Origin of the sequence: Streptomyces sp. NPDC048191, assembly GCF_040652655.1 — a bacterium.
Classification (GTDB): domain Bacteria; phylum Actinomycetota; class Actinomycetes; order Streptomycetales; family Streptomycetaceae; genus Streptomyces.
On record NZ_JBEZMO010000069.1, the window covers coordinates 1 to 6,011 of the forward strand.

Genomic DNA, 6,011 nt, shown 5'->3' on the forward strand with positions numbered 1-6,011 from the left:
TTCGGGGCGTCGCTTGTGGGGGGGGGGGGGGCCCCCCGGGGGGGGGGGGGGGGGGGGGGCGCGGGGGGGGCGGGGGGGGGGGGGGGGGGGGGGCGGGGCCCCCCCCCCCCCCCCCGGCAGGTGTGCGGTGGAAGGTCAGTGGACGGTGTGCTCCTCGTCGTCGCGGGTGGTGATGGCCTCGGCCGCGTCCAGAGCCTGCTCGGCCAGGTGGAGGGCGGCCGCCAGGGCCTGCGGGTCCTCCTCGGCGGTCTTGCGGGCGCGATCCAGCGCGCGCACGGCCTGCCGCGCCGCGTGGTAGCCGGTCTCGTGCTGGCCCTCGGCCCAGGAGGCGAACAGCAGGAGTTCGATCTCCACGCCGTTGATGGCCTTGGCCAGCGGGCCGTCGCCGGTTCGGGCGGCGGCGAGGGCCTGGCGGCCGGTGTCGATCCGGAACATGGGGATGCTGGACAAGGGCGCTTGTCCGGTCTGGTCCGGGAGGGGCAGGGCGGCCTTCTCCAGGGCGATGGCGGCGGCGGTCAGCATGGCGACCGCCGCGCCCGCGTTGGGCACCGTGTGGGCGAGGTGCCTGGCCGCCCTGGCGTAGGCGGCCGCGAGGGCGGACCACCGGGCGGCCTGGGCCGGCTGGTTGTTCTCGACCGCCAGGGCCTCCTCGTCGGCGGCGATGCGGGCCCGGTGGTGGCACACGGCGGACTGCATCCGCAGCCAGCGGCGGCCGGGCGCGTTGCAACGGTTGTTCTCGATGTCCTGCACGGCGGCGCGGTAGGTCTGGGCGGTCTGGCGGGCGCGGAGGACCGGGCGGCCGATGGTCTCCGTGAGCATCCGGCCGCCGTTCCCGGTGACCAGCAGGTTCCTGCGGTAGCGGGCTGCTGAGGCGTCGCCGCCGGTGAGGGCCGGGGTAGGGGTGAGGGCCATGTGATCTCCTCGGGGGTGGGTTTCGAGTGAGGCCCGGGGCGGCGGTGCCATCCGCCGCCCCGGCTGGGCGGGCTACTGGAACGACTGGGCGAGCGCGGCCCTGACCGTGCTGATCTCGGCGCAGACCGCGCTCAGCGGTGCGAAGAGGGAGGCTCCGAATGCTGCGATGTGCAGCTCCTGTCCGGTGTGGCCGGACTTGCTGGCCTCGACGTAGCCGTGCCAGTAGGCCGCGAGGACGCTGTCGCTGATGCCGTCCAGCTCCGCCATCGGGGTCTTGTCCTCGTCGGCCGCGAGGGCCAGCAGGTAGTCACGCAGGCCGGTCAGCGGGGCCTGCGGGAGCTGCGTGGTCGTGGTCATATCCGTCCCTCGGTTCGGGTTTCGAGTGGTAATGCCGGTCGGGGTGCCATCCCCTTCCAGCAAGAACAATAATACCAGACTTCACCCTGAACGGAAGGACCGTGCGCGCGTTGCCCGGGTCTTTTTCGTCCCCCGCCTCCGACCCGCTACCCTGGGGTTACCTCGTATCGCGTGGAAGTAGCGCCCCTTCTGGGATGTCGCCACCACGCGCGGTGCGGGTTTCGAGGAACCGGCGACCGCGCCAGCCTGCCGCACTTGTGCGGGGGGTCCTGCCTTATGGCAGGGCGGTCGCCGGTTTTATTTACCCCGGGCATCCCGGCCCGGTACGTCACGCCTTGCTGCCCGGTGCCGGGCGGGGCCGGCTGGGGCCGCCCGGTACGACGCTGGCACTTGATCTCATGCGATGGCGAGACTGCGGGCGGCGGCGCACTGAACGACGGCGACCACCAGGGCGGCGGTGTCCTGCTCGAAGGGGAGCCGCGCGCCGCTGGACTCGTAGATGCGGGTCTCGCCCTCACCACTGCGGGCCCCGTGCGGCAGGTAGCGGGCGATCCACCCGCAATGCCAGTCGGCCCGCCCGTCGATCAGGCCGCGCTGGTCGGCGATCCGGATTTCGGCTCCGCCCTCGATGTCGACCACGATGCGGTTCCCGTCGTAGCAGCGGGAGACCAGCGTGCGCACGGCCAGGCCGTGGGCCTGAAGGGTGCGGGTCAGCCGCTCGCCCGTGGTCTCGGTGGCGTCTTGCATGGTCATCTCCTCATGGAGTGTGGGGGTTTCGAGGTGCCGGGGGCGGCGGTGCCATCCGCCGCCCCCGGCTGAGGGCGGGCCCGCTGGGTGCGCTACTCGTCGTCGGCTTCGCCGTGCTCGCCGCCGTCTTCCTGGCCGTCGGCCGCGCCGTCCACGGCGTCCGGCTCGTCGTCAGCCTCGCGGTCCTCGTCCCCCTGGGCGTCCTCGGCCTCCCGCGCGGCCTTCTCCTCGGCCTCCCGCTTGAGCCGGGCCTCCTCGCGCTCACGCTCCCAGCGCTCGCGCTCGGCCTTGCGTTCGGCATCCCGCTTGGCCTTCTCCTCGGCCTGCCGCTGAGCCGTGGCCAGGGTCTCCTCCTCGACCTCGGAGAGGCTGTAGCCGTGCTTCTTCAGGAAGTTCAGCCACTCGACCGTCTCGCGCTCGATGGGCTTGCGCCGACCGAACTCGTCCTTCTTGCCGCGCCACGCCTCATCCGTCATGTGCTCGAACTCGTACATGCCTGCGACGTGCGCGAACAGAAGCCACCAGTACCGCTTGGCCCCCGTGCGCTTGACCAGCTTGGCCACCGCGTCCGCCGAGTCGTAGCCCTTCAGCGCCTCATCCTTCAGGAACTTGGCCAGCAGACTGCGCCCGTCGGCCGTCACATAGTGGGTGTAGGTGTAGCGCCCGGTGAGGATCGTCGCCAGCACCAGGTCCTTCACGTCGGCCGGGGCCTCGCCCTTGTCCTGGCACATGTCGACGATGAACGCCTGCCGGACCTCGCGCACCGAACGCCAGGCGGCGTTGTTGGTCTTCACGCGCCGGGCCTCCTCGCGGGCGGCTTCCCGCTCGGCGTCGGCCTTCTCGACGGCCTCGCCGCTCTCGGTGTCGCCGGACTCCGGGGCGTCGGCAAGCCGGTGGCCGTGCTTCTTGTAGTCGACGCACACCCACACGACTTCGCCGTCAGCCGGGTCGAAAGCGGCCGCGTGCCCCTCGCACGTCTCGTTGTGGCCCGCTTCGGTCAGCGGCTTGCCGATCGCGCTGACCAGCTCTTCCAGCGGGCGGCCGGTGGTGTGCTCCCAGCGGTGAGGCCACTTGACGACCGGGATCATCTTCTTGGCCAGCTCGGCCGTGGTCGCCGCGATGCGCTCGGCCTTCTCCTTCTCGAACTTCAGCGCCTGCATGGCCTGTCGCCACGCGCCCCGCTTGGTGTTGCCCTCCTCCCTGTCCTTCCGCTTGGCCTGCTCCAGCTTCCACAGCGCGTTGGGAACGTCCTCGACCTCGGCGTAATCGGCCTGCTCTACCCAGTCGAACTCTGCCCCCGACTCCCACAGTTCCTCGATCACCTCGGGTGCGATCTTGGCGACCCGGGGGGCGGCGTCCAGTTCCTCCGCCGTCCGGCCGATGGCCGCCGCGAGCTGGGTCTTGCGGGCCTTGGGAACCCGCTTGGCGTTGACCATGAAAGCGAGCTGCTGGGCGGCGTCCAGGTCATCCTGGGCGCTGGCCGCCGCGCGGTGGACGTTCTCGACCATGGACCCGGCCAGGGCTTCGTCGTCCACGCCCTTCAGGTCGTCGCGGATGATCACGCGGACCTTCCGGTACTTGCGGCCCTCGGCCACGGCCTTCTCTGCGGCGGCTCGCGCCGCCTTCATGCGGCGCTGTCCCATGACGATGCCCAGCTTGCCCTCGTGCTCTCCCACCTGGGGCCGCAGGACCGGGGCCTGCTGGACACCCACGGCGTCCACGCTGGCGATCAGGCCGGGGTCGGGTTCGGTGGTGTCCTCCTCGCCGTCCTCGCGCTTCTTGCGGTGGTTGAACGGGTCGACGATGACCCGGCTCTCCTCGGGCTCGTCCGGGCGGAAGTCGGTGAGCGGGTCGATCCACTCCAGCCGTCCGGCGTCCGCCTCTTCTGCGATGGCGGCCGGGGCCTGCTCGTTCTGCGTCACGGTCACGGTTCCTCCGTGGGGTTCGGTGTGGGTTTCGAGTGGTGGTGTCGGTCGGGGTGCCACCCCCTTCCAGCAAGGACAACATTACCAGGATTGAACCTGATCACCAAGGGTTTCGGGCCCCGTGACCAGGGCTTTTCTCGGGAATCGGGCCGGTCCGCCCGCTGGTGCGCCACGTCGGACCGGTTCCGCGCCGCTGTCCGGGCACGCGGCCGCCGGGGCGTCGCACCACCGGCAGGCGCCGGCCGGCGACTCCGGTGCGGTCCGGCCGGCGCCTTCGGACGGTCCGCCCGAGGGGCGGCGCAGCGACCTCGGCGAACGATGGCGGCCGTCGCGCTCGGCGCGTTCCGCCCCCGCCCCCGGCTCCAGCCGGTGCTGGCGGGAGCGGGGGCGGTGAGCCCGTCTCAGGAGTGCGGCGGTGTCAGCCGATGGGGTCCTGCTCGGTCCCTTCTCCGCCGTGCTCCTCGATGAGTGCGCGGACTGCCGTAACCGGCACGTCGTAGAACAGGCGTCCCCGGTCGGGCTCGTCACCGGAGGTGAGCCACAGCTCGATGGGGTCTTCCTGTTCCCACGCCTCGCCGTCGGGGGCGTCGAGACCTTCGGCCAGGTAGACCTCTTCGAACAGGGCGACTCCGGGCTCGCCCTTGACGCTGAGGCCCTTCCCGTCGGCCAGGAAGATGCGCCGGTTGATGCCGTCCGTGCCGGTCGCCGTGAGGTGGTCGAGTCGGGGGGTAGCCATGATGGTGCTCCGTTCTGCGGGTGTCGGGTTTCGAGGGGCCTGGGCGGCGGTGCCATCCGCCGCCCAGGCGGGGCGGTCTCAGTAGGGCAGGCGTTCGGTGGGGCGCATGATCGTGATGACGCGCTCGCCGTGGTCTCCGGGCGACGACTCGGCCACGAGGGTCACGCGCCGGGCGTCGCGGCTGATGCCGTCGACGGGGACGCGGTAGAGGGTGAGCGCGAGCCGGGGCTGGCGGCCGGAGCCTGCGGCGGCCTTGATCGCGCGGGACGCGGTGAGCAAGAGATCCCATTCCCGCTCGGTCTCGTCCAGCCGGATGCCGGTCGTCCAGGCGTACGCCTCGGGGACGGCGACACAGTCGCGGTAGACGGCCTCGGTCATGGCGACCGGGGCGGGGAACTCCATCTCTTCGGCAATGCCGGGGTCAGCCTCGATCAGTAGGCCGTCCTTGATGGCGTGGGCGCGGGTGTAGACGGTGGCGGTCGTGGTCACGAGAGTACCTCTCTTCGTACGGGTTTCGAGTCGGAGCCGGGGCGGGGGTGCCATCCGCCGCCCCGGCCGGGGTGTTCAGAAGTGACCGGGCTTACGCACGGTCGCGAGCCGGTCCGTCCAGCCGCGCAGGGCCTCCACCGCGCGCAGGACCACAGCGAGGGGCCACAGCGGGAGCGCGGCACACCACACGGCCACGGCCAGGGCCAAGTCGAAGCGCCGGACGGGCCGTTCTCCGGCCAGGTCCTGGGCCACGTCGAACGGTGAGCTCACCCCGGTGAAGTACAGGAACCCGAACAACAGGTAGATGGCCACGGGTCGACCTTTCGTCGGTGGGTTTCGAGCGGGGCCGGGGCGGCGGTGCCATCCGCCGCCCCGGCAGGGATCAGAACTTGTCGGACTGGATCGCGTACTGCGTGCCCGGGAAGGTGGCGATGTGCTTGAACAGCTGGCCCGCCACGATGACCAAGTCACGGCCCGTCACCGCCTGTTCGAACTGGTCGACGTGGTGGGCGTTCGCCTCGGCGGCCTGGAGGTAGGCGGCCATCTCGGCGGCGAGCGGTGAGGCGGCGCGAACCTGCACAACCTCGGTCGCGTAGTGGGCGTACTCCTTGGTCGCCCAGTCCAGAACCACCGTGTACGAGCGGAGACCCCCCTTGGCCGCGCGGCGGCGGGCACGAACGGTCTTGATGGCTTCGATGAGTGCGCGCATTGGGTGCTCCTCAGTTCGGGTTTCGAGTGGTTCTCGTTGTCCGGGGTGCCACCCCCTTCCAACAAGGACAACATTACCAGCGTTGGGCCAGAATTGGAAGCGGGAAAGGGGGTCTGACCAGGGTTTTTCTCGAAAA

General features: G+C 71.3%; 8 protein-coding genes. All 8 read right to left on the reverse strand.

Annotation, left to right across the window (positions count from 1 at the left end; genetic code table 11):
• Positions 1-135: 135 nt before the first annotated feature.
• Positions 136-912, reverse strand: coding sequence for a hypothetical protein (locus tag AB0D93_RS41200; protein WP_362131797.1), 777 nt, complete (start codon positions 910-912; stop codon positions 136-138).
• A gap of 72 nt (positions 913-984) precedes the next feature.
• Positions 985-1,269 carry a hypothetical protein gene (locus tag AB0D93_RS41205; protein ID WP_362131800.1) on the reverse strand — a complete coding sequence of 95 codons (285 nt, stop codon included), beginning with the start codon at positions 1,267-1,269 and terminating at the stop codon, positions 985-987.
• Positions 1,270-1,665: 396 nt separating this feature from the next.
• Entirely contained in the window at positions 1,666-2,016 is a 351-nt protein-coding gene (locus AB0D93_RS41210) for a hypothetical protein (RefSeq protein ID WP_362131803.1), read from the reverse strand.
• Between the two features lie 92 nt (positions 2,017-2,108).
• Positions 2,109-3,944: a ParB N-terminal domain-containing protein gene (locus AB0D93_RS41215; RefSeq protein ID WP_362131805.1), complete on the reverse strand. Its 1,836-nt coding sequence runs from the start codon at positions 3,942-3,944 to the stop codon at positions 2,109-2,111.
• A 415-nt stretch (positions 3,945-4,359) separates the two neighbouring features.
• The gene (locus AB0D93_RS41220) at positions 4,360-4,677 is read right to left on the reverse strand and encodes a hypothetical protein (RefSeq protein ID WP_362131808.1); all 318 of its coding nucleotides are present in this window, start codon (positions 4,675-4,677) and stop codon (positions 4,360-4,362) included.
• 78 nt (positions 4,678-4,755) lie between these two features.
• The gene (locus tag AB0D93_RS41225; protein ID WP_362131811.1) at positions 4,756-5,166 is read right to left on the reverse strand and encodes a DUF6573 family protein; all 411 of its coding nucleotides are present in this window, start codon (positions 5,164-5,166) and stop codon (positions 4,756-4,758) included.
• A 75-nt stretch (positions 5,167-5,241) separates the two neighbouring features.
• Positions 5,242-5,478, reverse strand: coding sequence for a hypothetical protein (locus AB0D93_RS41230; RefSeq protein WP_362131814.1), 237 nt, complete (start codon positions 5,476-5,478; stop codon positions 5,242-5,244).
• Positions 5,479-5,548: 70 nt separating this feature from the next.
• Complete coding sequence (locus AB0D93_RS41235; protein WP_362131817.1) at positions 5,549-5,875, reverse strand: hypothetical protein; 327 nt, start codon at positions 5,873-5,875, stop codon at positions 5,549-5,551.
• Between the last annotated feature and the right edge of the window lie 136 nt (positions 5,876-6,011).

Bases quoted from the DNA above. Each gene is read 5' to 3' on its own strand.
- AB0D93_RS41205 (WP_362131800.1), bottom strand. From the start codon at position 1,269: ATGACCACGACCACGCAGCTCCCGCAGGCCCCGCTGACCGGCCTGCGT.
- AB0D93_RS41235 (WP_362131817.1), bottom strand. From the start codon at position 5,875: ATGCGCGCACTCATCGAAGCCATCAAGACCGTTCGTGCCCGCCGCCGC.
- AB0D93_RS41200 (WP_362131797.1), bottom strand. From the start codon at position 912: ATGGCCCTCACCCCTACCCCGGCCCTCACCGGCGGCGACGCCTCAGCA.
- AB0D93_RS41220 (WP_362131808.1), bottom strand. From the start codon at position 4,677: ATGGCTACCCCCCGACTCGACCACCTCACGGCGACCGGCACGGACGGC.
- AB0D93_RS41210 (WP_362131803.1), bottom strand. From the start codon at position 2,016: ATGCAAGACGCCACCGAGACCACGGGCGAGCGGCTGACCCGCACCCTT.